23 protein-coding genes are annotated in these 24948 nt (G+C 54.0%); 14 read left to right on the top strand and 9 right to left on the bottom strand.

The window, feature by feature from the left end:
• Window positions 1–170 precede the first annotated feature (170 nt).
• The 3 genes from NYE33_RS02735 (at window position 171) to kdgT (ending at window position 4861) form a co-directional block, all read left to right on the top strand.
• Entirely contained in the window at window positions 171–2489 is a 2319-nt protein-coding gene (locus NYE33_RS02735; protein ID WP_341064678.1) for a helix-turn-helix domain-containing protein, read from the top strand.
• A gap of 171 nt (window positions 2490–2660) precedes the next feature.
• Entirely contained in the window at window positions 2661–3674 is a 1014-nt protein-coding gene (locus NYE33_RS02730) for a tripartite tricarboxylate transporter substrate binding protein (RefSeq protein ID WP_042132856.1), read from the top strand.
• A gap of 182 nt (window positions 3675–3856) precedes the next feature.
• Entirely contained in the window at window positions 3857–4861 is a 1005-nt protein-coding gene (gene kdgT / locus NYE33_RS02725) for a 2-keto-3-deoxygluconate transporter (protein WP_042132857.1), read from the top strand.
• Between the two features lie 382 nt (window positions 4862–5243).
• Here kdgT and NYE33_RS02720 read toward each other — a convergent pair whose 3' ends face one another.
• The 4 genes from NYE33_RS02720 to NYE33_RS02705 all read right to left on the bottom strand — a co-directional run bounded on the left by NYE33_RS02720 (window position 5244) and on the right by NYE33_RS02705 (window position 8738).
• Complete coding sequence (locus tag NYE33_RS02720; RefSeq protein ID WP_042132858.1) at window positions 5244–6230, bottom strand: phosphotransferase enzyme family protein; 987 nt, start codon at window positions 6228–6230, stop codon at window positions 5244–5246.
• Window positions 6231–6358: 128 nt separating this feature from the next.
• Entirely contained in the window at window positions 6359–7237 is an 879-nt protein-coding gene (locus NYE33_RS02715) for an AraC family transcriptional regulator (RefSeq protein WP_042132859.1), read from the bottom strand.
• A gap of 92 nt (window positions 7238–7329) precedes the next feature.
• Window positions 7330–7725, bottom strand: a complete 396-nt coding sequence (locus tag NYE33_RS02710) for a VOC family protein (RefSeq protein ID WP_042132861.1) — start codon at window positions 7723–7725, stop codon at window positions 7330–7332.
• A 155-nt stretch (window positions 7726–7880) separates the two neighbouring features.
• Complete coding sequence (locus NYE33_RS02705) at window positions 7881–8738, bottom strand: GNAT family N-acetyltransferase (protein WP_076243487.1); 858 nt, start codon at window positions 8736–8738, stop codon at window positions 7881–7883.
• 546 nt (window positions 8739–9284) lie between these two features.
• On the opposite strand from NYE33_RS02705, the gene NYE33_RS02700 reads away from it, so the two are divergent.
• Genes NYE33_RS02700 through NYE33_RS02690 form a run of 3 tightly spaced genes read left to right on the top strand, consistent with a single transcriptional unit; the run spans window position 9285 to window position 11314 of the window.
• Entirely contained in the window at window positions 9285–9854 is a 570-nt protein-coding gene (locus tag NYE33_RS02700; RefSeq protein ID WP_042132865.1) for a bifunctional transcriptional activator/DNA repair enzyme AdaA, read from the top strand.
• A 1-nt stretch (window position 9855) separates the two neighbouring features.
• On the top strand, window positions 9856–10434 hold the full coding sequence (locus NYE33_RS02695; RefSeq protein WP_256703812.1) for a methylated-DNA--[protein]-cysteine S-methyltransferase: 579 nt from the start codon (window positions 9856–9858) through the stop codon (window positions 10432–10434).
• Window positions 10415–11314: a DNA-3-methyladenine glycosylase family protein gene (locus NYE33_RS02690; RefSeq protein ID WP_042132866.1), complete on the top strand. Its 900-nt coding sequence runs from the start codon at window positions 10415–10417 to the stop codon at window positions 11312–11314. Before NYE33_RS02695 ends, NYE33_RS02690 begins: the two co-directional genes overlap by 20 nt.
• Before the next feature lie 113 nt (window positions 11315–11427).
• Here the strand turns inward: NYE33_RS02690 and NYE33_RS02685 are convergent, their stop codons facing one another.
• On the bottom strand, window positions 11428–11853 hold the full coding sequence (locus NYE33_RS02685) for a VOC family protein (protein WP_042132868.1): 426 nt from the start codon (window positions 11851–11853) through the stop codon (window positions 11428–11430).
• 114 nt (window positions 11854–11967) lie between these two features.
• On the opposite strand from NYE33_RS02685, the gene NYE33_RS02680 reads away from it, so the two are divergent.
• On the top strand, window positions 11968–12927 hold the full coding sequence (locus NYE33_RS02680) for a helix-turn-helix transcriptional regulator (protein ID WP_076243489.1): 960 nt from the start codon (window positions 11968–11970) through the stop codon (window positions 12925–12927).
• Between the two features lie 74 nt (window positions 12928–13001).
• Here the strand turns inward: NYE33_RS02680 and NYE33_RS02675 are convergent, their stop codons facing one another.
• Both NYE33_RS02675 and pdxR read right to left on the bottom strand, forming a co-directional pair.
• The gene (locus tag NYE33_RS02675) at window positions 13002–13538 is read right to left on the bottom strand and encodes a hypothetical protein (RefSeq protein WP_341064674.1); all 537 of its coding nucleotides are present in this window, start codon (window positions 13536–13538) and stop codon (window positions 13002–13004) included.
• Between the two features lie 43 nt (window positions 13539–13581).
• Window positions 13582–15003: a MocR-like pyridoxine biosynthesis transcription factor PdxR gene (pdxR, locus tag NYE33_RS02670; protein ID WP_341064672.1), complete on the bottom strand. Its 1422-nt coding sequence runs from the start codon at window positions 15001–15003 to the stop codon at window positions 13582–13584.
• A 104-nt stretch (window positions 15004–15107) separates the two neighbouring features.
• Here pdxR and NYE33_RS02665 point away from each other — a divergent pair, with 104 nt between their 5' ends.
• On the top strand, window positions 15108–15662 hold the full coding sequence (locus NYE33_RS02665; RefSeq protein WP_076243492.1) for a GNAT family N-acetyltransferase: 555 nt from the start codon (window positions 15108–15110) through the stop codon (window positions 15660–15662).
• An 80-nt stretch (window positions 15663–15742) separates the two neighbouring features.
• On the opposite strand, the gene NYE33_RS02660 is transcribed toward NYE33_RS02665, so the two are convergent.
• Entirely contained in the window at window positions 15743–16450 is a 708-nt protein-coding gene (locus NYE33_RS02660) for a DUF2569 domain-containing protein (RefSeq protein ID WP_042132875.1), read from the bottom strand.
• A gap of 364 nt (window positions 16451–16814) precedes the next feature.
• Here NYE33_RS02660 and NYE33_RS02655 point away from each other — a divergent pair, with 364 nt between their 5' ends.
• The 4 genes from NYE33_RS02655 (at window position 16815) to clpB (ending at window position 21405) form a co-directional block, all read left to right on the top strand.
• Window positions 16815–17285, top strand: coding sequence for an Hsp20/alpha crystallin family protein (locus tag NYE33_RS02655; RefSeq protein WP_042231820.1), 471 nt, complete (start codon window positions 16815–16817; stop codon window positions 17283–17285).
• Entirely contained in the window at window positions 17239–17496 is a 258-nt protein-coding gene (locus NYE33_RS02650) for a hypothetical protein (protein WP_341064670.1), read from the top strand. The genes NYE33_RS02655 and NYE33_RS02650 overlap by 47 nt, the downstream gene beginning before the upstream one ends.
• Before the next feature lie 162 nt (window positions 17497–17658).
• On the top strand, window positions 17659–18666 hold the full coding sequence (locus NYE33_RS02645; RefSeq protein ID WP_341064668.1) for a DnaJ C-terminal domain-containing protein: 1008 nt from the start codon (window positions 17659–17661) through the stop codon (window positions 18664–18666).
• A gap of 96 nt (window positions 18667–18762) precedes the next feature.
• The gene (gene clpB, locus NYE33_RS02640; protein ID WP_341064666.1) at window positions 18763–21405 is read left to right on the top strand and encodes an ATP-dependent chaperone ClpB; all 2643 of its coding nucleotides are present in this window, start codon (window positions 18763–18765) and stop codon (window positions 21403–21405) included.
• Between the two features lie 446 nt (window positions 21406–21851).
• Here clpB and NYE33_RS02635 read toward each other — a convergent pair whose 3' ends face one another.
• The gene (locus NYE33_RS02635) at window positions 21852–24014 is read right to left on the bottom strand and encodes a glycosyltransferase family 2 protein (protein ID WP_341064663.1); all 2163 of its coding nucleotides are present in this window, start codon (window positions 24012–24014) and stop codon (window positions 21852–21854) included.
• Between the two features lie 235 nt (window positions 24015–24249).
• Here NYE33_RS02635 and NYE33_RS02630 point away from each other — a divergent pair, with 235 nt between their 5' ends.
• Together NYE33_RS02630 and NYE33_RS02625 are read left to right on the top strand one after the other, a co-directional pair.
• Window positions 24250–24468 carry a hypothetical protein gene (locus NYE33_RS02630; RefSeq protein ID WP_042132881.1) on the top strand — a complete coding sequence of 73 codons (219 nt, stop codon included), beginning with the start codon at window positions 24250–24252 and terminating at the stop codon, window positions 24466–24468.
• Window positions 24465–24911: a peptidylprolyl isomerase gene (locus NYE33_RS02625; protein ID WP_042132882.1), complete on the top strand. Its 447-nt coding sequence runs from the start codon at window positions 24465–24467 to the stop codon at window positions 24909–24911. The genes NYE33_RS02630 and NYE33_RS02625 overlap by 4 nt, the downstream gene beginning before the upstream one ends.
• Window positions 24912–24948 lie beyond the last annotated feature (37 nt).

Raw genomic sequence — 24948 nt, 5'->3', positions numbered from 1 at the left:
CAGCGCCGTTTCGGATTGAATCATTCCTTTCATTATATCATTTCTGTGTATTTTATCCGTAAATGCTTAAAATCTTAAAGGGTATGACATGCTCCATATTGAAGTATAGGTGAACATGCTACTCTAAGGTCTGGACCAAGAGAGAACGCCGGAAGGATGAAGCTAAGGCAATGCTGCGATTTAAATTGAAATATCTGCTGAACAACAAACAAAACCGGCTCATTCTGATGCTGACGGCAGGAGTATCACTTCTGATCACTTTGATCGGGTTATTCTCCTATAGAGAGTACCGCAACGCACTGGATACCGAGCTTAATACACCGAATGTCGAATTGCTGCAGATTAACGTAGATGTGACGAACCGGGCCTTCCGCGAATCCGATAACAAAGCGGTCGATTTATCCTTTCACCCGGCTGTACTGAAATATATAGAAGCCGCTACCGGGGACAATGCCGGCATTGCCGCAGAGCCGCAGGAATATCTCAAGACGCTGGCGACAGAGCCGGATGTGCATGCCATCAGCGTGATCAAGTTCAAGGATCATTCCGTCCTCTCGAGCGGCTACGGCTACGTATCCTCCTGGGAGCATGCGCCGGAGCATGCCTGGGAGTCCTGGATCGGGGAGATTAAGGAGAAGCCGCTTCTGATCAAAAGAAGGCTGTACACCGGCACCGACTCCCGTCTCCGAGAAACAGAGCTGCTGTCTTTGGCCCGGCCGGTTGTAGAGAACGGGGAAGTGACCGGCGCGGTGCTGATCGATCTCGATTACGATATGCTTTTCTCCAAAATGTATACCCATCTCTCGAACTATCAGCTGGTGTACAACCTGGAGGGGGAGCTGATCTATCCCAAGCTGAACCTTCCGTTCCCGCTGGCGGACATGCAGAATGTACTGGAGGATATTGATGTCAGCCCGTTTGCCCATGTCCGGATCGGCGGACAGGCCTATATGGCCAACCAGACCTTCTCGAATGTGACCGGCTGGCGGCTGATTTCGCTGGTACCGATGGAGCAACTGCTGAAGAATGTGAAGATCGCGCGCAATATGATGCTGATGCTGTCCCTGATCTCGATCGCCGTAGGTCTATCCGCTATTTATTATTATAATTTTGCGGCCTTCCGGCCGCTCAAGCGGATTAACAAGCTGCTGCTTCCCGAACAGAAGGCGGCCGGGCAAGGCGGTCTGTATGATCTGGAGCCGGTTATCGGCAAGCTGGTCGGTGACTTCCAGAGCAAATCGCTGGTTGCGGACTGGAGCCTGCCGGAGCTGCGTTCCAAGTTCGTGCAGGATCTGATTACGCGAAGTATCGGCACCCAGGAGACGCAGACGAAATTTGAACATTATTTTGGCGGCTGGACGGAAGGTCCGTTCGAGACGCTCGCCTTGTCTATTGACCGTCATACCCAATGGGCGGCGGGGTTCATAGAAGAAGATCAGCTGCTGCTCAAGTACGCAATGATCAACATTGTGCACGAATACTTCGAAGCTTCGTGGCGGTCCGTCATCGCGGCACCGCAGAAGGACAGTCTGGTCATCCTGCTGCAGGCCAAAGGCCGCGAAGAGAAGCCGTTATATACAGAGGCGCGTAAGCTGGCCGACCTTATTCTTGAAGTGCTTAATATATCGGTGTCCATTGGCATCGGCGAGCAGGCCGGGGCAATTGCCCAGGTGCCGCGTTCCTATTCAGAGGCGCAGCTGGCTCTATCCTACCGGTTATATGAAGGTTATGCCCATGTCCGTGTGTATTCACATGCGGAGAACAAATATGAAGAGAGCAGCGGGGCGGCTGATGATGCCTGGAAGCAGGAAATGCTGAGTGCCCTGAAGTCTTCAGACGCCCAGGCTGCGCAGGAGTGGATCCGCAGATGGTCGGCTGAGACCCGCAAGAAAGGAATTCAGCCGCAAAAAGTATTCCGCACCGTCGATGACCTTCTGGAGGAGATTCTGCATATAACGGCGGCCGGGGGATACCCGCTGCCTGCCGAGCTGGCTGACTACACCTGGCATCAGGTGTCGACGATGGAGCTTCACGGGATTGAGGACATGCTATGCAGCATTGCTGTTCATATGGCCGGTGCGTTCGGAGCACACCGGCAATCGAAGGAATTCCTGCTTGTACAGAATCTCATCAAGTATATGGAAGAGAATCTGCAGTTCAATATCGGACTTCAGGATATCGCCTCCCATGTGAATATGGGGGTGTCCTCGGTGAGTACGATCTTCAAGGAAGAGACCGGAACAACCGTGTATGACTATCTGACCAACCTCAGAATTGATAAAGCCTGTGAATTGCTGCAGGACAGCACCCTGCGGATCGCCGATATTGCGCTGCAGGTCGGTTACCAGAATGAGAACAGCTTCATCCGTGTATTCCGTAAGATTAAATCAACGACTCCGGGCAAGTTCCGGGAGAACAGCAAATCTTCCAAAGAGTATGCAGATCGGCCAAAACCGCGCCATTCCGGCGTTTCTGAGGATTCAGAATAAGATTATGCGATTGAAGGAACACCCCCGAATGCGATAAAGTTCTATTTGAGAAAACTTTCACAGCTCCCCGGAAGGGCGGCTGATGCTCAGAGAATTCGGGGGTGAAGCAGCGGGCGCAGGGCCAGCATAAGATTCAGCAGGCTGCCCGATTACTGTTAATAGAGAAGAGGGATGGTTTTGAAGCGGACAACCAAACTAGGAATCTGGGCAGCATCAGTACTCGCAGTTCTGCTAATCCTTAGAACCTTCATTCAACTGACGGGCGATGCGGAGCAGAAGAATGCCAGCACCGGTTTTCCCGGGCGGCCGATTACACTGATCGTGCCCTATGCGGCAGGCGGAGGAACTGATACCACGGCAAGAGCACTCGCCAAAGCGACAGAGAAGGTGCTGGGCCAGCCGATTATTGTGGTCAACCGGACGGGCGGCGGAGGCTCAGTAGGACTTATGGAAGGCGCGGGCGCCAAGGGCGATGGCTATACCGTCACTTTTTTGCCGGCCGAGCTGACGATTCTTCCCCATCTGGGACTATTGCCGATTACCTATGAGAAGTTCAAACCCATCGCACAGACGAATTTTGATCCTTCCGCCATTACCGTAAGACAGGACGCGCCATGGCAAGACGTAAATGAATTTCTCGACTTTGCGAAAGCGCATCCAGAGGAACTCAAAATGGGAAACGCAGGAACGGGGAGCATTTGGCATTTGGCCGCCGTAACCTTGGAACGGGAGACAGGTGTGAAGTTTGCACATATTCCTTTTGAAGGCGCAGGGCCAGCCGTTTCCGCTTTGATGGACGGATTCGTGGACGCGGTGCCGGTCAGTCCCGCCGAGGTGAAGAAGTATGTAGATGAAGGCAAGCTGCGGACACTGGCGGTTAACGCCGATAAACGCTCAGAGGCGCTGCCGGATGTGCCGACTCTGGAAGAGCAGACCGGAATACATGTGAACTTCACCAGTACATGGAGAGGACTTGCTGTGCCGAAGGATACGCCGGATGCCATTGCGGAAGTGTTGGCCGGGGCATTTATCAAAGGGACCGAGGACAGGGCTTTCCGCGAATATATGAAGTCGAACGGACTTGGACTGCTGGTGAAGGACGGCAAAGCCTTCTCGAAACAGCTTAAGGAAAGCGATGATTTATTCGCCAAAATGATTCCGGAGCTCGGACTAAGCCGCAGGTAACCTGTACGAAATGTGAAAGCGCCATCAGGCAAAGTGATCTCAGGAAACCCGCTTGCTGACTAGCAGGATTGTAGTGAACGGGGATTTGCTGGGGCTGGTTTGCTGCGCCTTCATAAGGAACAATAAGCATGATATTCAATATTATATAAACTCATTATGAGTAAGAGAGGTATGGTAATCATATGAAAATCAAAAAGACATTAGATCGGATTCCCGGCGGAATGATGCTGGTTCCACTGTTCCTGGGAGCGATCATTCACACCGCTTTTCCTGATGCAGGCGAATATTTCGGAGGCTTCACCAAAGGCCTGATGACAGGAACTGTGCCGATTCTGGCCGTATGGTTCTTCTGTATGGGCGCAGCGATTGATGTAAGAGCAACCGGAACGGTACTCCGCAAATCGGGTACGCTTGTATTAACCAAGATTGCTGTAGCATGGGTTGTAGCTATGATCGCGATCCAGTTCCTGCCTGAGGGCGGTGTGCAAACCGGCTTCTTCGCCGGATTATCAGTCCTCGCCATCATCTCCGCCATGGATATGACCAACGGCGGCCTGTACGCTTCCATCATGCAGCAGTATGGTACCAAAGAAGAATCAGGAGCATTCGTGCTGATGTCACTTGAATCCGGCCCGCTTGTAACGATGCTTATTCTGGGCAGCACCGGTGTTGCCGTATTCGAACCGCATCTCTTCATCGGCGCTGTGCTTCCGTTCCTGATCGGCTTCATCCTGGGTAACCTGGATCATGACCTGCGTGCTTATTTCGGCAAAGCCACCCAGACCCTTATTCCGTTCTTCGGTTTCGCACTGGGGAGCTCGATTGACCTCGGCGTTATCGTTGACACTGGGCTGCTTGGTATTCTGCTTGGCGTAGTGGTTATCATTATTACAGGCGTTCCGCTGATCCTGGCCGACAAATTCATCGGCCGCGGTAACGGCACCGCCGGACTTGCTGCCTCCAGTACTGCCGGAGCTGCTGTCGCCAACCCTATGCTGGTGGCGAATATGAAGCCGGAGTTCCTGCCCGCAGCCCAGACAGCCACGGCGCTGGTAGCCGCCTCGGTTATCGTAACGTCCATTCTGGTTCCAATCATAACCGCCTACTATTCCGACTATATGAAGAAAAAGAACCCGCCGGCAGCAGAGGGTCCTATAGATGCTAAGATTCAGGAAGCAGTGGTATAATAACATCGGATAACAACGATAATTAGATATATTGGAGTTTCTGCATGCGTAAGCCGCAGCAATCACATTGGCAAGACCCTCCGAAAACCGCCGCTATGGCTGTTTCCGGAGGGTCTTTTTAAAGTATAGACGGGAACGGGCGAACATTGAATCGTCCGGAAACATAGCAGTTGGATTTTCTCCACTTGCTGATTATCGAAGAGCGCCTATTAAAACAACAGTTGGAAAAACAGCACTTAAATTTCTTCATATAAGCCAAAGCCGAGGAAAGCTCGAAATTAAATGCCGTTTATCCATTTATTTGCCGCGGACCCGCTAAAACAACTAAATTAAGATACGTTTTTCCACTTAATCACAACTCAGTGAACAGGCTTCTGCCAAGCTATAATTTGATATCGCAGCCACCGAACGATTGGCCACTCTGAATAAGATGAACGGCATGGGCAATTGCAGCTTGCTGAGCTTCAGACAGCCGAATCTCATCCCCGTCCCAGCTGCTCAGCCACCAGAAATAAGAGCATATATTCCGGTAGTCCATGAACATGGGGATCTGCTGAATCCAGTAACTGGCGAGAACATTATACCTGGAGTATCCCGACAGGAATTCAATTAAGAATCGTTCAGCAAACTCATGCTTGGAATGCCGGTCATCCGCCGGGGAGCCCCACCATACGGCATGAGTTGCTGCAATGGCAATATCAAGCGCATACCAGCCATAGATGCTGTCATCGAAATCAAATACCGTAATCTCACCATTATCGATGTGGAAATTATATGGATGGAAATCATTGTGGATCAATCCATACGATGCAGCATCTTTGGGCAAATTGGAGATTGAATCCTCCAGGGCTTTCAACTTATCCAGCAGGATCAGGTAACGACCCTGGTTCAGATTGGGATTATTAATATGCCACTTTCCCCAGTCAGCTCTTCTTTCGGCAACGTCTGCAGCAGGATAGGACTTGGTAAGCAGATGCATTTGCCCCATGGCTTCTCCCCATTTTCTGAATATCGGGGGGCCCCACAGCTGCGGATTGCTTTTATCAAAAAAACGTCCGGGTGCCATATGAAAGGCTGTAGCAATAAAACGCTGTTCCTGATGTCTGCAAACAGCAGTGAGCTGCCCATCCGAGGTGTGAACAGGAAGGGAGGCGCGCACACCGTTCTGTGCCAGATAACAGACCCAGTCTACTTCAGCTTTTATTTGTGCATTATATGCATGGGGTTTCGCAGATAATCGTAAGATGTAAGGCTGATTGTGTAGGGTAAACCGGTATACCTCATTGCAAGAGTCGCTGATGAAGACCAAAGTCTTCACATCAAAACCAAAGGAGTCTGCAGCTTGGACCAGCAGTTCTTGACTGACCATACGTAACCTAACCTCATCTCGTGCTTTAGCGTCTCCCGGCCGGGTGCACCCTCAGGTTAACAGCATTTCCCGCTGAAATATAGACTTATAGTTTTCTGTCAAATATATATAATCAGGTCCAAAGCATTTTATTTCTTAGCCACCGGAATCCAAACCTCGCAGATCGATTCTTCATGGCTGTCATCGGTCCAGTAGTATCTCTCCATGCACGGTCCTTCCACTTGCTCAAAGCCTGCCGAAGGGAACCATTCGGAATAAATTCTCCGCCACACATTCAGAATCTCCAGTCCTATCTCCGCGTCATCCGGAAAAGTATCACGGCTATCGAATACGGCATAAGTCTGATCAGGTACAGTCAGGGTGTCAAGCTCCTGTGGGACCTCTTGTCCTTCCGGCAGTTCGATTCCCATCAGATAACGTTTGGTTCCGTCCTCGCTGAAGTCGTAATAATAGCCGAACAGCAGCGAACCTGCGGGTCTTCCGGCTAATTCGTTAATCCGGTCATGCGTCCCGTCCTTCCAGATTTTCTCCGTGAATGCAGGTATTTCTGTGTAAGCATCCTTATGAACGATCACCTCTTTTCCAATGACGCGGCAACCCTTCTCTTCCACCATCCGGTAATTCATTTCGGTTTCTCCTTTGATCTGAATTTGAAAGGAGATTCGGGGGAACGACTTGAGCTTCACGTTCTTTTTTCTCGCCATTTGCGGGGTTACCCCATGCATTCTCTGGAACGCTTTGGCGAAGGACTCCGGTGTCTCATAACCATATTTAAGCGCGATATCGATCACCTTGCTGTCCGTTCCGGCCAGCTCTTCCGCCGCTAAGGTAAGCCGCCTGTTGCGTACATATTCAGTAACGGTGAAGCCCGTCAAGGCATGGAACATGCGCTGAAAATGGTATTTCGAAGTCATCGCTGCTCCGGCGATATCCTCAACTCCTATGGCGGAGCTCAAGTTCTGCTCCACATAATCAATCGCCTGCTGAAGCAATCGGATCGTTTCCAAATCCTCACCTCTCCTTTCAATTTCATTGTAGAGAAACCGGCAGAGCTTTTCCTGACCGGGAATGCTTTGATTTGTCCATCCGTAGCCTCAGCTTATACCAGCTCCTGAGCAACCTCCCAAATATGTCCTGCCGGGTCTGCGAAGCTGGCTGTGCGGATGCCCCAAGGCCGGTTCATGGGTCCGTTCAGCAGGCTTACGCCGCGTGCAGTTAATTCTGTGCATACCGCATCTACATCCTCCACGCGGATTGTGAACTGAAACCGTGATCCGGAGGCGGGGCCGGCAACGGCAGCGGGCTCAATCAGCCCGGGAGCTTCAGAGATGTGCAGCAGATTGATGCTCATATTGCCGAAATCGTAGACGGCCGAATTCTCGTCCGCGTACACCTCTTCAAGACCAAAAACCTCCTGATAGAATCCCATGGTGCCAGGCAGATCCTCAACGAACAACGTTACCACACTGATATTCCGTGATCCCAGGTTACTCATACTGTTTACCGCTCCGTTCTCTATTGGATTGTGGATTACAACTTGTGGTCATTCATTTAGCCAAGCGACCAGACCTCCAGAGGGTTTAGTCCGCAACTGGTCTCTAGAACTTCGTTGCAGAACGCTTTTGTAGACTCTTAATTGGTGCAGACCTTTTACACGCTTCCCAGCGGTTTTCTCATATACTCCGTAATATGCGTCTCCTGAAACCCGAGGCTGTCATAGAGCTGCCGGGCTTCATTCCCAACGACACAGCACAGAACGACGGTTGCATGGCCGCGCTGATAGATCTCATTGCATAGGTACTTCACAAACTCTCGTCCGATCCCGCGTCCCTGAAGGTCTGAACGTACGCTGACACTGCTGATTTCATTCCCGTGAAGGTGGCTGTAAGCGGCGATTTCCCCATTGAACTCATAGACAAACCGGTCTTCCGCGTCCGCTCTCCAGGCGTTTCGTCTGCCCTTATTAGGCTGGGCAACTACAGAATCCGGGAAGCAGCCGACACGGACGCGCATTTCATGAAATGCAGTGGCATAGAGCGAGTGGGCTGGAAGAAAGTCCTCATCTGTATACAGCCTTACGGGAGCCTCCTCCTGAGCAAAGAAACCGCCGGTCCGCTGCATATAAACAAGTGAGTAATATGGAGCGTAACCGAGCTTACGGGCAAACCCGGGAGATGCTGGAGCCACGGAACGAAAGGAGGTGCTGACCGCGCGGGTTCCGCCTGCCTGCAACTGTGTCTCGGCAGCCTGCACCATCGCCGTGCCGATTCTTTGTCTGCGATACCGGGGAGCGACGAACACTTGTAAATGTGACTGATGTGCAGGCGCTTCCATTTGAGCCAGTGCAACAAGTGTATCCTTAATAAAAGCGCAAATAAACGTTTCCGGTTCTTCATCAAGCAACCGGAGGAGGTCTGCGCCAGTCTCCGCATCCTGGGTTAATAATTCTCTGGCGGTAGAGTAGTCCTTGTTACTGAAGCGTTCGTAGCGGATATCTGACAGGTGCATTAGCCTCTGAGTCCTCCTATTAAATTGAGACGTAGCTTATACATTTCAATGGAATTTAATTCTATTTACCGCCAGTGATTATTGCATAGAATAAGGGGTATTTCAACCGAATTGTACATTGAGGGCTGCAGATTGGACACGCCGCGAACAAAAGCCCGGGTAGTTCTCCGCTTGCGGACTACAGTTCCGTTATTTTACTGAAATCATCAGTCTGGCAGCTGTCGCGGACTACAGATCCTTTATTTTCCGTATTCCCCCTCAAATTACCCCTTACAGCAGGGAATAAGGTCTTTACAGTCCGCGTGGCGCGGAAAAAGCCCGGATTGTGAGAATTAGCGGAATCTCAGTCCGCAGGGAGAGATACGCTAATCACTATCTAATCGAAGTGTTTAACACTGTAACTTCAGCAGGCCAGCAAACGTGCATCTACAGGCACATCTGCATCTCCAGCTGCCCCTTCACGCTGTCGTAATCTTGCTCTCCTATTCCAATATGCTGCATAAGCCAAAACGAATCGTTTATACTGGCGGTAAGAGGTGATTCAGGATGGAGCCGCAATTATTTGAGCGTATTTACGATTCGGTGGTGCGGCGTGAGCCGACCTATGACGGTGTTTACTATACAGCAGTGCTGACGACACGTATTGTCTGCAGGCCTTCCTGCCGGGCAAGAACGCCGAAGGCAGCCAATGTGGTATTCTACGGCTCCCTGCAGGAGGCTGTCCGCGAGGGATTCCGGCCCTGTAAAAGATGCCGCCCCGAAGAAGGCGGCACCCTCCGGCCGGATGCCGTGCTGGCGTCGCAGGCGGATGCCATTATGGACGGGCAGTTCGGGAGCAAGCTGACACTGCAGTCGATGGCGGAGCAGCTGAAGGTCAGCCCGTTCCATCTGCAGCGGACCTACAAGCGGGTAACCGGCCAGTCGCCTGCTGCCAGACTGGATGAACTGCGCACGGGCGAAGCCCGCAGGCTGCTGGCGGAGACGGATACAGGCATTGCCGATGTAGGCAAGGCAGTTGGATTCCGCAGCGCGTCCCACTTCGCAGCCTGGTTCGTCAAGAAATCCGGTCTGTCCCCTACGGAATATCGCAGTAAGCATAATGAGGGAGGAAATTAGGATGAATATGAATATAAACCAGAGTCCGAACCGGCACACGATATATCACCATACCCTGAATCTCGGGAATCGGGAGTGGACCCTATGGGCCAGCAGCAAGGGACTTATCCGCGTGTCCTATCCGCAGGATGGAGGGCAGCTGCCGGCCGCCTGGCTGAAGATGTATGCTCCGGACTATGAATTCCTGGAGGGTGCCGGGCGGTTTGAGCAGCTTGGGGTTATAGAGCTGCTGCGCCGTTATTTTGATGGAGAAACGGTCGATTTCAATAGTCTTGCGCTTGATTTATGGGGCACTCCGTTTCAGCAGGAGGTATGGCGGGGGCTGCTTACGATCCCGCATGGTGAGGTTGCAACCTACAAGGAGTTGGCCGCACGGATTGGCAGACCGCTGGCAGTCCGGGCTGTCGGCACGGCTAACGGGCAGAATCCGCTGCCGGTCATTGTGCCCTGCCACCGGGTGATCGGTGCGAACGGCACCTTAACCGGTTACCGGGGCGGATTGCAGCTGAAGCAGGAGCTGCTTCAACTGGAAGGGATTCTAAATGTGAAGGCGGCGGGCCATGAACGATTTGCTTTTTGAGCTGCCGCTGCCGGAAGATTTCAACCTGGACGCCTGTCTGGAGTACATGAACCGTTCGCCGCTGGAATGCCTGTTCCAGACGGATGACTCGGGAGTGACCCGGATGTTCAAGCTGGAGGATGGCCCGGTCCTAATCCGGTTAAGTGTGCCTGAAGGGAACAGGCTGAGCGTAACCCGGCTGCACGGCGCTGTCCCCGGCGTCCTGGAGCAGGAATGGCTGGCCCGTTATATTGTAGAGTGGTTCGATCTGGACCGCGATCTTACCCCGTTCTACCGGGTTGCAGAAGCGGACCCGCTGCTCCGGCCGCTGGCAATTCAGCACCGGGGGCTGCGGATTATCGGCATCCCGGATCTGTTCGAGGCGTTATGCTGGGCGATTCTGGGCCAGCAGGTGAACCTGGCTTTTGCCTACAGGCTGAAGCAGCGCCTGACCGAAGTGTATGGAGAATCTCTGGAGTGGGGAGGCCGGACCTACTACCGGTTCCCCGGACCGGAGGTCTTCTCGGAGGTGCAGATCGAAGAACTATGCGCCCTGCAGCTGACCCGCAGCAAAGCACAGACAATCCTCACAGTAGCCTCGCTGATTGCAAGCGGAGAGCTGAGCCGTGAAGAGCTGCTGGCGCTTCCGTCTCCGGCCGCCGCCGAGCAGCGGCTGCTGCAGATCCGCGGGATCGGGCCGTGGACCTCCCAGTATGTACGCATGCGCTGCTTGCGGGATAGCTCCTCATATCCCGTCGGCGATGTCGGCCTGCAGAACGTGATCAAGTTCCTCACCGGTATGGACCGCAAGCCGACGCCTGCGGAGCTGCTCGTCCTGGCCCAGCCCTGGCAGGGCTGGGAGGCATACGCCACCTTCTATTTGTGGCGGGCATTATATTAGCGCGCGGCTGGTGCGGAGCCGTGACGGCCAAAAGCACTGTCTCACCGGAGATTCCGGGAGACAGTGCTTTTTGTATCCTGCGCCTGAGGGGTTCACCCCAGCCCGCTTGAGCTTTAATGCGCCCGCTTCGTGAAGATCTGGAAGCATACACCGTACTTATCGGTAACCATGCCAAAGGCGGGGCTGAAATAAGCCGGAGCCAGCTCAATATCAACCGTTCCGCCTGCCTTGAGCGAGTCATACAGCTGCTGCGCTTCCTCCGCAGTATCCGCTGTGATACAGATGGTGATGCCATTGCCATGGCTCAGCGGCTGGCCAATTTCCTGATCTGCGACGAAAAACTTGGTTTCACCCACCAGCAGGACGGAATGGGCTATACGCGCTTTTTCCAGTTCGGTCATCGGGGAGTCAGGGTTCTGCGGGCCTTCGCCCACAGTTTGCTTGAAGAGCAGCGTTGCACCCAGCGCCTCCTGATAAAAGGCAATCGCCTCACTTGCTGTACCGTCCACCAGAATAAAAGGATTTACTTGCAGGGTCATGTCTAAATCGCTCCTTAGAATTTGATTTGCCTGTACTAACCGGCTTTAATTATAGTGTAGTCTATAATAGTGACAGGTATTGTCATGAATATAATAATAAATGGAGTGAAGCTGATGTCTAAATCCAAAAGGCTGCTGGACCTGATGATGACCGTCAACCGCAAGCGGAAATTCACCGTCAAAGAGCTGGCCGACGAATTCAATGTATCCTCCCGGACCATCCTCAGGGATTTGCAGGAGCTGGGGGAGTTAGGCGTTCCGCTCTATTCCGAAGTGGGGCCGCATGGAGGCTATCAGGTGCTGAACGAAAGAATTCTGCCGCCGATCGCGTTCACGGAGGAGGAGGCGGTGGCGATTTTTTTCGCCAGCCATGCCCTGCGCCACTACAAGTATCTCCCCTTCAAGGAGGAATCATTAGCTGCCCTGCATAAATTCTATAACTATATGTCCGGCGATGTCCGTGACCGGATTGACGAGATGAAGAACCGGATTGATTTCCTCACCCCGGCGAGACAGGCGGAGTTCCCCTATCTGTCTCTGTTGCTGGAAGCGGCCACCGGTCAAAAGGTGCTGCTGATCGATTATGAAACGAAGGGGCAGCGTAAGGAGAGATGGATTCAGCCAGTGGGCATCTACGCCCATAATGGCTTGTGGTATTGCCCGGCCTATTGCTTCCTGCGCGGCGATATCCGTGTATTCCGCTGCGACCGGATTCAGTTTGCCGGATACGGCGAATCGGGGCCGGAAGCGCTTGATCTGAAGCATGTCCATTTGGGAAATAAGGATGATTACAGCAGTCAAACTCAGCAGGGTGATAAAAGCATTGTCCGGCTGTTCGTTGAACTGGGGAATGGAGGCGTACAAGCCTGCGAAGCCGAGGTATGGTCCTCACCCCTGCTGCATATCCGCGGGGATGGCACGGGCTGGCTGGAAGGGGATATCCCGCAGAGCGATCTGGGCTTCTTCGCGCGTTTCGTAATCGGCCTCTGCAATGAGGCCACAGTACAGGAGCCGCCGGAGCTGGTGGCGGAGGTGAAGCGGACGCTGGCGGGAATGCTGGCGCAATATAAGTAGAGGGACAGGCTGATGATTAAGTATTTATGTATCCAGATGGACCCCGGGCGGACAAGATAGATAGAGTCTACACTTTATTTGGTAATAGTTATAAGCTGTTTATCTACAAATTCTATAGACTCTGTCAGCGGATCGAAGGATGGCAGATGAAGAGCCCGATCAAGCAATGCATTGCGTTCCATCCACGTCTCACTATCCCAGCAGGAGTATATCTCTATACTTTCTCCTTCAGACAGACGTTCGTCCATGAGGGAGAGCAGCAGGTTTAGGCACTTTAAGTTTTGTTGGTAGAGTTCAGGATAACCCGCGCGGATTTCCTCAGTGATATTGCAAGCCTCGCCATTGAAGCCGTAGACATAGGGCTTAGTGATGATCTTGTTCTCTCTGAAGGGCGGGTAGAGGAACTCTCCAATCTCTAGCCCTACAGCATCCAGTTCGGTTTCATACACCTGTACCTTGGTGTCATTCAGATGAGATAAGTCTATAATATTATGAAGTGCGTTCTTGTCATCCGTCAGGTGAATTTCTGAGTACTTTTGGTACGAATAATTATAGCCGAAATATCCGGTCGGCAGCGGCCAATCCGCTCCTAGGAAATGTGCCAGTGTCATTGTAATTCCACCTCATCATAGGTAATTATGCATCGTTAAAATGCTATCCCAGCCACACTTCCGCCAGCCTGCGGATTCCCTCATCAATCAGATCCTCGGCAATCCCGCCGAAGCCCAGAATGAATTCCGGTTCATCGCAGTCCGGCGTATCACACCACGTATACGACATAGGCGTAACACGGATACCTTCGGCTTCCGCTGCTGCAGCAAGCTCCCGTGCACTGCCCGCTGCGGGCGGTTTCAGGGTCAGGAGAAGATGAAATCCGGCATCCCGTCCGCTGACGGCTGCTGCATCGCCGAAATAGCGCTGGACCGAGCGCAGAAGCAGGTCATGCTTGCGCTGATAGAGCAGCCGCATCCTGCGCAGATGTTTCTCGAAGTGCCCTCTTTCCATAAAATAATGCAGCGCAATCTGATGCAGCCGCGAAGCCGAGTGCTCCAGATACAGCTCGCTTCTCAGGCTGTGATAGAGCGGCAGCAGCTCCTCCGGCAGAACCATATAGTGAATGCACAGGGCAGGAGTTACCGATTGCGCGAAGCTGCACATATAGATTACCGGACTGTCCGCTTCAAGTCCCTGAAGCGCAGGAATGGGCCGTCCATGATAGCGGAACTCCCCGTCATAATCATCTTCAATGATATAGCCGCCCGCTGACCGGGCCCAATCCAGCAAGGCGAAGCGTTTGGCTACCGGCATCGCCATGCCTCTGGGAAACTGATGGGAAGGGGAGATGTATACGGCGTTAGCCCCGCTTCGGTACAGCTTCTCTATCACCAGCCCGTCTTCCTCCAGCGGAATGGGCATAATCTCATAACCACCGCGTTTGAATGCTGCGGGCAGCAGGTGATACCCCGGGTCTTCTATTCCGAGCCGCGTCACCCGTTCTTTAAGCATTAGGCATAACAAAGAGCACAGCGTATACTGGTCGCCGCCGACCACAATTTGCTTCTCTGTACAGCGCAGCCCACGGAACTGCCGCAAATGGGCGGCAATGCTCCCGCGGAGCGCAGGCTCCCCCTGCGGATCACCATACTGGAGCAGGTGCGGATTCGCGAGCTGTTCCTGGTAGAGGCTGCGCCATATTTTATGCGGAAATAAAGAGAAATCATTCCGTGACATGTGGAAATCATATGCGTATTGCCGCGAATCGCGCGGAGTAATGGAACGGACAGCCGGACGTGGCCGCTCTTCGGCTTCTGCAGGGCTGCCATTCCTATGGACTGGCAGGATAGTGTAACCGCTGCGCGGTTTGCTGGCGATGAAGCCCTCGGCAAGCAGCTGCTGGTAGGCAAGCTCGACAGGAGTGGCGCTGATACCGCATAATGCCGCCAGGCGGCGGATGGAAGGCAGGCGTGTACCACTGGGGAGAGCGCCGCCGATAATCTCTTTTGCAAAATAATCATAGAGCTGTATATAGTAAGGAATTTCGCTGTGCTCATTCAGAGTAGGGACAAGCAGCATCATACACCTTCGAATCTGTCCTTTGAAATTAGACGTTTTTGTATATTTTATAGTATGCAGATCTGCATTACCATAAGAGCTATAACAACAGTCGGGAGATGACGGGAATGACCAGACATTCAGCGCTTGTAACAGGCAAAAAGGTATATCTGCGCCCGCTTAACGGGGAAGACGCCGAATTGTATTACCATATGTTCTACGGCACGGAAGTCCGCAGACTTACAGGTACGAAAAAGCATATCACCAAAGAGCAGATAGAGAATTATATCGCGCGCAAATCAGGGGACGACAGTACGGTGCTGCTGCTTATCGCCCTTAGGGAGACTGATGAGGTGATCGGCGATATCGCCATTCAGGATATAGACCCTGACAACCGCAGTGCAAATCTGCGGATCGCCATCGGTGAGGAGCGGCATCAAGGACAAGGGTATGGACGGGAAGCACTGCTGCTGATGCTGGACTACGGCTTCGGCATTCTGAATCTGCACCGGATTGAGCTGGAGGTATATAGCTATAATGCCCGCGCTGCGCATGTGTATGAATCAATCGGTTTTGTCCGTGAGGGTGTACGGCGCCAGACGCTCTATTATAACCATGAGTACCATGATGTGATTATGATGGGCATGCTGGATAGCGAATACCGTGAGCGGTATGTGAAATAGGGAGGGTAAAGCGGACCTGCGAAAGCTGATTCAACAATAACGCAGGTCCGGAAGAATTGAAGAGACTATGTACAAAAATGTTAATAAATAAACGTATTCTTGACTCTCTTTGACCGCAGGAAATAGGGGATCCAGATCACAGCATAAATGAAGGACCGGAAGATATCCGTATAAGAGGTATCATCCGGTATGATACCGGAAAGAGTAGTCTGTACATGGCTGAACATGAAGGTATCTATGGTATTAAGTAAGATGTTATATACAATGAAAGATATAGATATGTATTTGAATAATTTTTTATGTTTGAGACCCAGGTACAGAATGAACAGGATCATTACGACCTGAATACATACTAATACCGTTTCTATCACAAGACTAGGAAGCATTGAAGCGACGTAGTAGCTACTGTCAGGGTCGGTAAGAAGCTTAAGGCCTTCAGAGCCGAATAATGAGAAATTACCATAAAGCATTCGCACACCCGCGAAGAGTGAGAGAACAATACCTATTGCGAAAAGTCCTAACCAGCCTCCGGAGCCGGAAGGCTCTGATTCATCTGCGGGCTGGTCTGAGGATTCCAGGACCCCTTCGGAAGCAGCGGCGGCCTCATCATCAGCTGGTCTAGCTTTCTTGACGCGCAATGGCCTAATTAATCCGCCGGTCGCCCACCCGATAATTCCTCCAAGCCCTCCAATCACAATAGAAATAATAACGTTAGGATCTGCTGCATAAGTTCTATGTAGAATAAAACCTATGACGAAGAAGATAATGCCCAGTCCTGCTTTTGCCACTTCATCACCTCATCATATCCGCATTGGCTGCGGGATTTTTACTATGACGTTTATATCGACAATTCCCACTAGTTCCTTTAATTTACTTGTTATATTTTAGGCGCTAGTTCTTTATTTTTACTGTGGCGGTGAGGGTGTGGATAGTAATCATGTGAAATAAAGTATCAAGGTCAAATAAGGTCAAATAATTAATAATGTTAAAATTTATACTAAAAAACGAGCCGAAACGCCGGGATTTACGGGATTTTCGGCTTATATGAGTTTTGTCATCCGTGTAGCCGGCGACTATAATAAAGCCATAGGTCAAATAAAGTCAAAGTCAAACCAACAACAAATTCAAAGTCAAATGAGAGGAGAATGGATAATGTTTGATTTGGTTCCTTTTGGTAAACGCAGAGATGATGCTTTTGGTGTGCTGGCTAAGTCGCTTAACGAAGTGTTTAATGATGATTTCTTTGCACCGCTGACAAGCTCCACGCTGTCCTTCCGGACAGACATCCGCGAGAGTGAAGGGGCGTATCTGATTGAGGCCGAGCTTCCGGGCTTCAAAAAAGAAGAAATCGACATCGATTATACCAGCCCTTACTTGACGATCAAGGCAGTACGCAAAGAAGAGAACAGCGAGGAGAACAAGGAACATCAGACTGTGCGCCGGGAACGGCGGTATGGTGAGTATGTGCGCCGCTTCTACGTTCAGGATATTGCGGAGGAAGGTATCCGCGCTTCACTCAAAGACGGGATGCTGAGCCTGGAAGTGCCGAAACGGCAGAAGTCGCAGGGCAAACGGATTGAAATTCAGGATGGCGGACATTCTTCAGACGCGCAGCTTCAGTAAGCGGCAGGTGCAGCTTACTGGTGAACGGTCTCCGGGGGAAGCGGAGAGCCGGAGCGCCGGGGAAGGATGTAGGAAGGCGAAGGAAGCAGGACTTCCAAGTCTGGCTGAAGCAGCCGGGTTCAGCGGGGTTCCCGGGCTAAGCGGCTTCTGCCGCCGGCCTATCCGGTCCCCTGCGGCAGAGTGGTTTCGCCGGGCTTTTCATATAGCATGATCATACAGGGCGCATTGTAGTGGGGATACCGGCTATGATGCGTCTTTTCCCGGAGAAAGGGACTTGGTGAATAATCATCGGCACCGGGAATAGGCTTGTTACAGGGCGGAATGCTATAACCTATAGAATAAGCTTCCCAATATTCGAAAGGAGGAGGTACCAGTGGCGGCAAATTATTACGAGACTCTGGGCGTCGGCAGGCAGGCCTCGAAGCAGGAGATCAAAAAAGCTTATCAGAAGCTGGCTAAGAAGTGGCATCCCGATGTCAACAAAGCCCCGGAGGCAGAAGCCAGATTCAAGGAAGCAGCCGAAGCGTACGAAGTGCTGGGTGATGAAGAGAAGCGGAAAATCTATGATGAGGAGCTGCGCTACGGGGCCGGCTACGCTGGGGCAAGGGGTCCGCGGAGCGGCGGGACAGCCTCCTCCGCGTCCTGGGAATCGCCTTTTGGCGCGGGCTGGAGCAGCGGCGCTGCTTCCGGCAGCAGTATTCCCGAAGAGGATCTGTTCGGGATGTTCTTCGGCAGCCGGGGGGCAGCGGACCGCGCCGGCTTCGATTTCTTCTCCGGCAGTGGCGGTGTCCGCCAAGGGGGAAGCCCTTGGGCGGATGAGTTCAGTACGATGCAGGCCCAGCTTGAGATTACGCTGGAGCAGGCATACAAAGGCGGAAATATCAGCGTTCAGGCTGCAGGCAAAGACCTGAGTGTGCAGATTCCGGCACGCTCGTCCGAAGGGACGGTGATCCGGGTTCCCGGCGGCGGAAGCGGGGCGGGACAGGGAGGCGACCTGCTGGTCTCGCTGCATCTCCTGCCCCATGACATCTATGAACCGGACGGCGGCGGGGATTTACTCGGCACGGTAGAGATTGCCCCCTGGCAGGCTGTGCTTGGCGGAGAAGCCAAGGTGGCCCTGCCGGACGGCAGCCAGGTGAAATTGAAGATCCCCGCAGGTATGGCAGGCGGCCGAACGCTGCGCCTCTCCGGCAAGGGGCTTAAGCGTCCTAATGGAACGAATGGTGACATCCTGTTCCGGATCGAGATCGTTATTCCGGCGGATACCTCGGAAGCGGAGAAGAAGCTGTACCGCCAGCTGGCCGATTCCGGCAGCTTCCAGGCCGGAGCCAAACGGCAGCCTCCCGGCGGGGCACAGCGGCGCAGAGCGACAACGGGGTAATGATGAATATATAACGCCGGTTATCCGGCTGACTGACATATGGAATGCTGCAGCTGGGGCTGCAGCGGCATAATTTTACGGAAAGGCGATGATCTTATGGATTTCAACAAGCTTACACAGAAGCTGCAGGAAGCCGTCGCAGAGGCCCAGTCCCTGGCTGTGGCCAGCGGACATCAGGAGATTGATAACCTTCATCTGCTGAAGGCACTGCTTCAGCAGCATGAGGGCCTGCTGCCGCGGCTGCTGCAGAAGATGAATATTCCTGCAGCCGAGCTGCTGCAGGGTACGGAGGTGCTGCTTCAGCGGAAGCCCAGCGTAAGCGGAAGCGGAGCGGGCACGATGCGGCGGTATGCCTCGCCTGCGCTGATCGCCATGCTGGAGCAGGCCGAGAAGGAAGCGGCCAAGATGCAGGACGAATTCGTGGCCGTAGAGCATGCTGTGCTGGCGATGGTCTCGGACTCCGGCAGCGGGAACCGCGAGCTGCGCGGGCTGTTCACGGGCCGGGGCGTTACCCGGGAGAAGCTGCTTGGGGTGCTGGCCGAGATCCGCGGACACCAGCGGGTGACGAGCCGGGAGCCGGAGGCCACCTATGAGGTGCTGGAGAAATACGGCCGTGATCTGGTGGCCGAGGTGCGGGCGGGCAAGGTTGATCCCGTGATCGGACGGGATGCGGAGATCCGCCGGGTCATCCGTATCCTCTCCCGCAAAACCAAAAACAACCCCGTACTGATCGGCGAACCCGGTGTAGGGAAAACAGCGATTGTGGAAGGGCTGGCCCACCGGATTGTCCGCCGGGATGTGCCGGAGGGGCTGAAGGACAAGACGATTTTCTCGCTGGATATGAGCGCACTGATTGCCGGAGCCAAATACCGCGGGGAATTCGAGGAGCGGCTGCAGGCCGTACTGAAGGAAATCCGCGAAAGTGACGGCCGGATCATCCTGTTCATTGATGAGCTGCATACGATTGTCGGTGCCGGTAAGACCGAAGGGGCCATGGACGCGGGCAACATGCTGAAGCCGATGCTGGCCCGGGGTGAGCTGCATTGTATCGGGGCGACGACGCTGGATGAGTACCGCAAATATATCGAGAAGGACCCGGCGCTGGAACGCCGCTTCCAGCAGGTGCTGGTCAGCGAGCCGGATGTCGAGGATACCATCTCCATTCTGCGCGGTCTCAAGGAACGCTTCGAGGTGCATCACGGAGTCAAGATCCATGACAGCGCGCTCGTCGCGGCCGGTGTCCTGTCGAACCGCTATATTACGGACCGGTTCCTGCCGGATAAGGCGATTGACCTGGTGGATGAAGCCTGCGCGATGATCCGCACGGAGATTGATTCCATGCCCGGTGAGATGGATGAGGTGACCCGCCGCCTGATGCAGATGGAGATTGAAGAAGCCGCGCTCAAAAAGGAAACCGACGATGCCAGCGCGCGCCGTCTGGAAATCCTGCAGCGGGAGCTGGCCGACCTCAAGGAGAAGCATCTGGGCATGACCGTCCGCTGGGAGAAGGAAAAGTCGGCGATCCAGGGCATCCGCGAGCTGAAGAAGCGGTTAGAGCAGGCACGCAAGGATCTGGTCGATGCACAGGAGATCTATGATCTGAACAAGTCCGCCGAGCTGAGCTACGGCATAATTCCTGATCTGGAGCGGCAGCTGAAGGCCGCAGAGGAAGCCGCGCAGCAGGATCAGGAGACCCGGCTGCTGCGTGAGGCCGTGACGGAAGAGGAGATCGCCGACATCGTCTCGCGCTGGACCGGCGTCCCGGTCAGCCGCCTCGTGGAAGGCGAGCGGGATAAGCTGCTGCGGCTCGAGGATACGCTGCATGAACGGGTAGTCGGCCAGGATGAGGCCGTCCGGCTGGTGGCGGATGCTGTGCTCCGGGCAAGAGCAGGCATCAAGGACCCGAACCGCCCCATCGGTTCGTTCCTGTTCCTGGGGCCGACCGGTGTCGGTAAGACCGAGCTGGCCAAAGCGCTGGCCGTATCGCTGTTTGACCGCGAGGACGGCATGATCCGTATTGACATGTCGGAGTACATGGAGAAGCACAGTGTCTCCCGCCTTGTGGGTGCTCCCCCGGGATATGTCGGCTATGAAGAAGGCGGCCAGCTGACCGAAGCGGTGCGCCGCCAGCCATACACTGTTGTGCTGCTGGACGAGGTGGAGAAGGCCCATCCGGATGTGTTCAACATTCTCCTGCAGCTGCTGGATGACGGGCGGCTGACCGACTCGCAGGGCCGGGTGGTCGATTTCAAGAACACCATCATCATTATGACCTCCAATATCGGCTCGCCGCATCTGATTCAGGGCACCGATGACAACGGTGAGCTGACCGAAGCGGTTAAGGACCGGGTGATGAAGGAGCTGAGCGGCCATTTCCGCCCAGAGTTTCTTAACCGGGTGGACGATATCGTGATGTTCAAACCGCTGACGTTGGTCGAAACCCAGCAGATCGTGGTTAAGCTGGTGAACGGTCTCCGCCTGCGCCTGGCAGAGCGGGGCATCGGCCTTACGCTGAGCGACAAGGCCGTCCGCTTCATTGCCGAGGAAGGCTTTGATTCCGTGTACGGCGCAAGACCGCTCAAGCGGTTCATCCAGCGCAGCCTGGAGACCCGGGTGGCGCGTGCGCTGATCGCCGGAGAAGCAGAGGAAGGCTCAGTGATGACGGTTGACGAAGCCGAGGGTGAGCTGACTGTTACTATAGTGAAACCGGAATCTGCGAAGACGGTTGGCTCGCTGTAAAATGTAAACTGACCCGGCCGATGCCTCCGTAAGGCACCAACTGCAATCCGCAAAGAAAAAAGCGTTCCGCCTTAAGGCTGGACGCTTTTCTTGTGACGTTTGACTTAAATCCTGCAGAAAATACAACATTTTCTTCAATAAATCAGCCGAAATCGAGAATTGTTGCAGGAAATGCAGCATTTCATCTTCTGCAAGCGGCTAACTGAAAGGATTATTGTATTTCATACAACAATCTTCCCGCATAAACAGTTATTTATGAATCCGGGTTGTAATATTTACAACATTTATACCTGTTACCTGTATACCTGCCACATACAGAATGAACTTCAAAGTCCAATTAGCCGCTTGGCGGGAGCACTGCCTCAGCAGCGATATTTGGTTACTTGTTTGTCCGAAATCCTAAGTGTGGTTTATATAGAAGCTCTAAGCTCTACTATCCCCGCCGCCTACTCGCTCCAGGGCATCAGATGGGGATGCTGGTCGAGGATAGACAGGTATTGTTCCTTCCAGCCGTATTGGCCGTCCGGGTCCAGCAGCATATAGCGCAGATATTTCTCCAGCCGGTATTCCGGTTTCGACCAGCCGAGATGCTTCAGCCGCAGATTGCTTAACTGATGGGACAGCTCGAAAATATTCTCCGGCAGCCGCCCGCAATGCTGCGGCAGATCGTTCCAGAGATAAGTGAAGTCCTCCCGGTAGCGGAGCAGGAACGGCCGGTAGCTCTGATGGGACCGCCAGTACATATCCTCTCGGTAATGAGTATCGTCCCAGAAATCGTAGAGCCGGAAGCAGAACAAGTCGCAATTGTCCGTACGCAGCAAGGCATCCACCTCTTCCGGGAATCCGGCCTCGAAAATCTCATCCGCATCCAGACTCAGAATCCACTCCGGATTCGTCTGAAGGACCGCCTCCCACTGCTGCTGGCGCAGCTCGGATTCATTGCTGAATCTGGAGACGTTGTTGCGTATCAGATGCAGCGGAATGCCCTGAAGCACCTCCCGGCAGATATCCGCTGTGTTATCCGTGCTGCCGTCGTCGATAACGACAGCTTCATCGATATATTTGCGGTGCTCCTGCAGAACCTGCCGCAGAAACCGCGAGCCCTCATTCTTGACGATCATCGTAAGCGTCAGCTTGGGCCGCCGGACAGCTGCTGAATTAGCCGCCGCTCCGGAGAAGCCGGTCGCCGCTTCATGCTCAGCGCCCCGCCCTGCTGCAACTGCACCGTCTGCCGCGTCAGCGCCTCCGTCCGCCGCCGCATCAGCGCCCGCCGCCAGTCCGGCGCCCGGCAGCGGGATCTCGCCGCCGCCCTCTGGCAGCGGCTCCTTGGACAAGCGCCGCCGGGCCTCCGCCTCGGTCCACAGCGCATCCCACTCCGCGCTCGCATCCAGCGCTCTTTTATCCACGGGCGCTGCATCGGCAGCGCTCTGCATGTCTGAACCGTCCGCCGCGCCGCCGCTGTCCGAAGGCGCAACCTCGCGCGCAGCGGTTTCCTCGCCGCCGGCCTGAGCCCCCGCCGCGAGCTGTCGATCCCGCTCAAGCTCCGCGTCACTCCGCCATTCCCGCGCAGTCTCCGCATCGCCCCGCCCCGCCCCCGGCGCATTCCGCGCCTCGGGCCCTAGCTCTGCCTCATTTAACTCGGCATCGCTCCGCTTCGCCTCGTGCCACCCATCCGGCCTTGTGTTCGCTTCGCCCTTCCCTTCCCGCTCAAGCTCCGCCCTATACCGCGCATCCCGCTCCGATTCCCCGTCACATCGCCCCGTCTCCGGCGACTCCAGCCCAGCTCCAGCCTCCTCGCCCGAAGTCTGCCGGATGAACTCCGGCACCTTGAGCAGGTCGCTGTCCCTGTAGAGATGCAGCGCCGGGTAGTGGGTGTCGACATACAGCGGAATGCCAAGCGCCGCTGCACGGATGCAGAAATGGCGGTCTTCTCCCCAGTAGGAGATGTTGTGAATCCGGTCATAGCTGGCACCGGAAGCGATGGCCCGGCTGCTGATCAGGGTGCAGGCGCCGAGCCCGCCGACCTCATAGATTCCCGGCTGCTGCATCTTCATCAGGAAAGCGTGGAAGCGGCGGTTGATCTCTTCGTGTGAGAGCTGCTCTCCCGGGAGCACCTCCCACTGGTTGTATTCGTCATGCATCCAGACCTGCGGCTGCAGCAGAGTGCCAGGCTGCCACTGGGTCCAGAACACCTCGGAGATAATGTCCTTGCCCGTACTGATCAGATGCAGCAGCGTATCCGGATGAAGAATCAGATCGGAGTCGATCAGGAACAGATAATCATAACCGAAGGCTTCGGCACGCCGGATCATGAGGTTCTTGAACCCGGCCACCTTCCAGACCAGATTGGAATTCCAGAAATGGGTCGTATCATCGCGGATATAAGCATCATGAAACCCTGAGGATTGCAGGAAGACCGTTCTGCCGCTCTGGGTGAACTGCTGCAGCAGCTGACTCGAAGCTTCGTCCGGGTTGTCATCAATCAGATAGAAATGCAGCTCAATATTGGTTAGGTTCAGACGCAGCAGAGAGTTCAGAAACTGCTCGAGAATAGCCGGTTTTTGATGGATCGGGCTGCCCAGCAGAACCCGGGTTCGGGTCTCATTCATAGCAGGCCACTCCAGGATAAGATCAACATTAATAGAACATCCCCTTGGATTCGCAAATAGATGATATGAATTATATGTATTCAATATATTTAGAGAAGTACGGGACTAATCCCGGTTTTTCAAAAAATAGAGACCTGAGAGGAAATATATGGATTGGTGTCTGCCTGAGAGCTGTTGTACAATACCGCATAGACAGGTATAGACATTCTGCAGACTGCAGGACAGGAGTGAGAGGATGGACAAGTCACCGTTAAAAGTACAGCAATTAATCAACCTGCTCCTGGCGATGAATCCGCGCGCCGGGGTTTTTCTGCATACTGCGGATGGAGAACTCCGGCCGCTGCTGGACGAGGATGTACAGGAGATCTATGCGCCTGAGCAAGCGGCCAAGACCGTGGCTCATATCGGCGTTCCCGCAGGCACTGCAGCCGGAGAGGCGGAGGAGACCTTATGAAGCTGGCTCTAATAAGACTGGAGCAAGGACAAGAGATCCGGCTCGAATTATTTGACCAGGAGGCCCCCGGAACCGTAGCCAATTTTGAAAAGCTCGCGAACAGCGGCTTCTACAACGGTCTGACTTTTCAGCGCGTTGTCCGCGGCTTTGTCGCCCAGGGAGGCTGTCCGGAGGGTACCGGCCGGGGCGGCACGGACAAAATCGCCTGTGAAACGCAAGGCAATCCGCATAAACATGTGCGCGGGGCGTTATCCATGGCCCATTTCGGGCCGGGCACGGGCTCCTGCCAGTTTTTTATCTGCTACGATGCGTTCGATTATCTTGACGGCTGGCATACGGTGTTCGGCAGAGTAATAGAGGGGATGGAGCATGCGGATGCCTTGCGGCGCGGGGATATCATACAGGAGATCAGCGTATGGGATGCCGGTATTCCTCAGCTGTAACAGCAGGCGGTTGTTCAATCTTTCACAGGTGGTAAAT

The sequence above is a fragment of the Paenibacillus sp. FSL R10-2199 genome (genome assembly GCF_038000235.1).
Taxonomy (GTDB): domain Bacteria; phylum Bacillota; class Bacilli; order Paenibacillales; family Paenibacillaceae; genus Paenibacillus_AQ; species Paenibacillus_AQ phytohabitans.
Note: the sequence above shows the minus strand (reverse complement) of the source record. Positions and strands in the feature narration are given on the sequence as shown.

Excerpts from the sequence above, each read along its gene's own strand:
- NYE33_RS02710 (WP_042132861.1), bottom strand. The coding sequence starts at position 7,725 with ATGAGTAACCTGGGATCACGGAATATCAGTGTGGTAACGTTGTTCGTT.
- kdgT (WP_042132857.1), top strand. The coding sequence starts at position 3,857 with ATGAAAATCAAAAAGACATTAGATCGGATTCCCGGCGGAATGATGCTG.
- NYE33_RS02700 (WP_042132865.1), top strand. The coding sequence starts at position 9,285 with ATGGAGCCGCAATTATTTGAGCGTATTTACGATTCGGTGGTGCGGCGT.
- pdxR (WP_341064672.1), bottom strand. The coding sequence starts at position 15,003 with ATGATGCTGCTTGTCCCTACTCTGAATGAGCACAGCGAAATTCCTTAC.
- NYE33_RS02720 (WP_042132858.1), bottom strand. The coding sequence starts at position 6,230 with ATGGTCAGTCAAGAACTGCTGGTCCAAGCTGCAGACTCCTTTGGTTTT.
- NYE33_RS02655 (WP_042231820.1), top strand. The coding sequence starts at position 16,815 with ATGTTTGATTTGGTTCCTTTTGGTAAACGCAGAGATGATGCTTTTGGT.
- NYE33_RS02685 (WP_042132868.1), bottom strand. The coding sequence starts at position 11,853 with ATGACCCTGCAAGTAAATCCTTTTATTCTGGTGGACGGTACAGCAAGT.
- NYE33_RS02625 (WP_042132882.1), top strand. The coding sequence starts at position 24,465 with ATGAAGCTGGCTCTAATAAGACTGGAGCAAGGACAAGAGATCCGGCTC.
- NYE33_RS02675 (WP_341064674.1), bottom strand. The coding sequence starts at position 13,538 with ATGACACTGGCACATTTCCTAGGAGCGGATTGGCCGCTGCCGACCGGA.
- NYE33_RS02730 (WP_042132856.1), top strand. The coding sequence starts at position 2,661 with ATGGTTTTGAAGCGGACAACCAAACTAGGAATCTGGGCAGCATCAGTA.
- NYE33_RS02665 (WP_076243492.1), top strand. The coding sequence starts at position 15,108 with ATGACCAGACATTCAGCGCTTGTAACAGGCAAAAAGGTATATCTGCGC.
- NYE33_RS02680 (WP_076243489.1), top strand. The coding sequence starts at position 11,968 with ATGTCTAAATCCAAAAGGCTGCTGGACCTGATGATGACCGTCAACCGC.
- NYE33_RS02705 (WP_076243487.1), bottom strand. The coding sequence starts at position 8,738 with ATGCACCTGTCAGATATCCGCTACGAACGCTTCAGTAACAAGGACTAC.
- clpB (WP_341064666.1), top strand. The coding sequence starts at position 18,763 with ATGGATTTCAACAAGCTTACACAGAAGCTGCAGGAAGCCGTCGCAGAG.
- NYE33_RS02735 (WP_341064678.1), top strand. The coding sequence starts at position 171 with ATGCTGCGATTTAAATTGAAATATCTGCTGAACAACAAACAAAACCGG.
- NYE33_RS02630 (WP_042132881.1), top strand. The coding sequence starts at position 24,250 with ATGGACAAGTCACCGTTAAAAGTACAGCAATTAATCAACCTGCTCCTG.
- NYE33_RS02635 (WP_341064663.1), bottom strand. The coding sequence starts at position 24,014 with ATGAATGAGACCCGAACCCGGGTTCTGCTGGGCAGCCCGATCCATCAA.
- NYE33_RS02695 (WP_256703812.1), top strand. The coding sequence starts at position 9,856 with ATGAATATGAATATAAACCAGAGTCCGAACCGGCACACGATATATCAC.
- NYE33_RS02690 (WP_042132866.1), top strand. The coding sequence starts at position 10,415 with ATGAACGATTTGCTTTTTGAGCTGCCGCTGCCGGAAGATTTCAACCTG.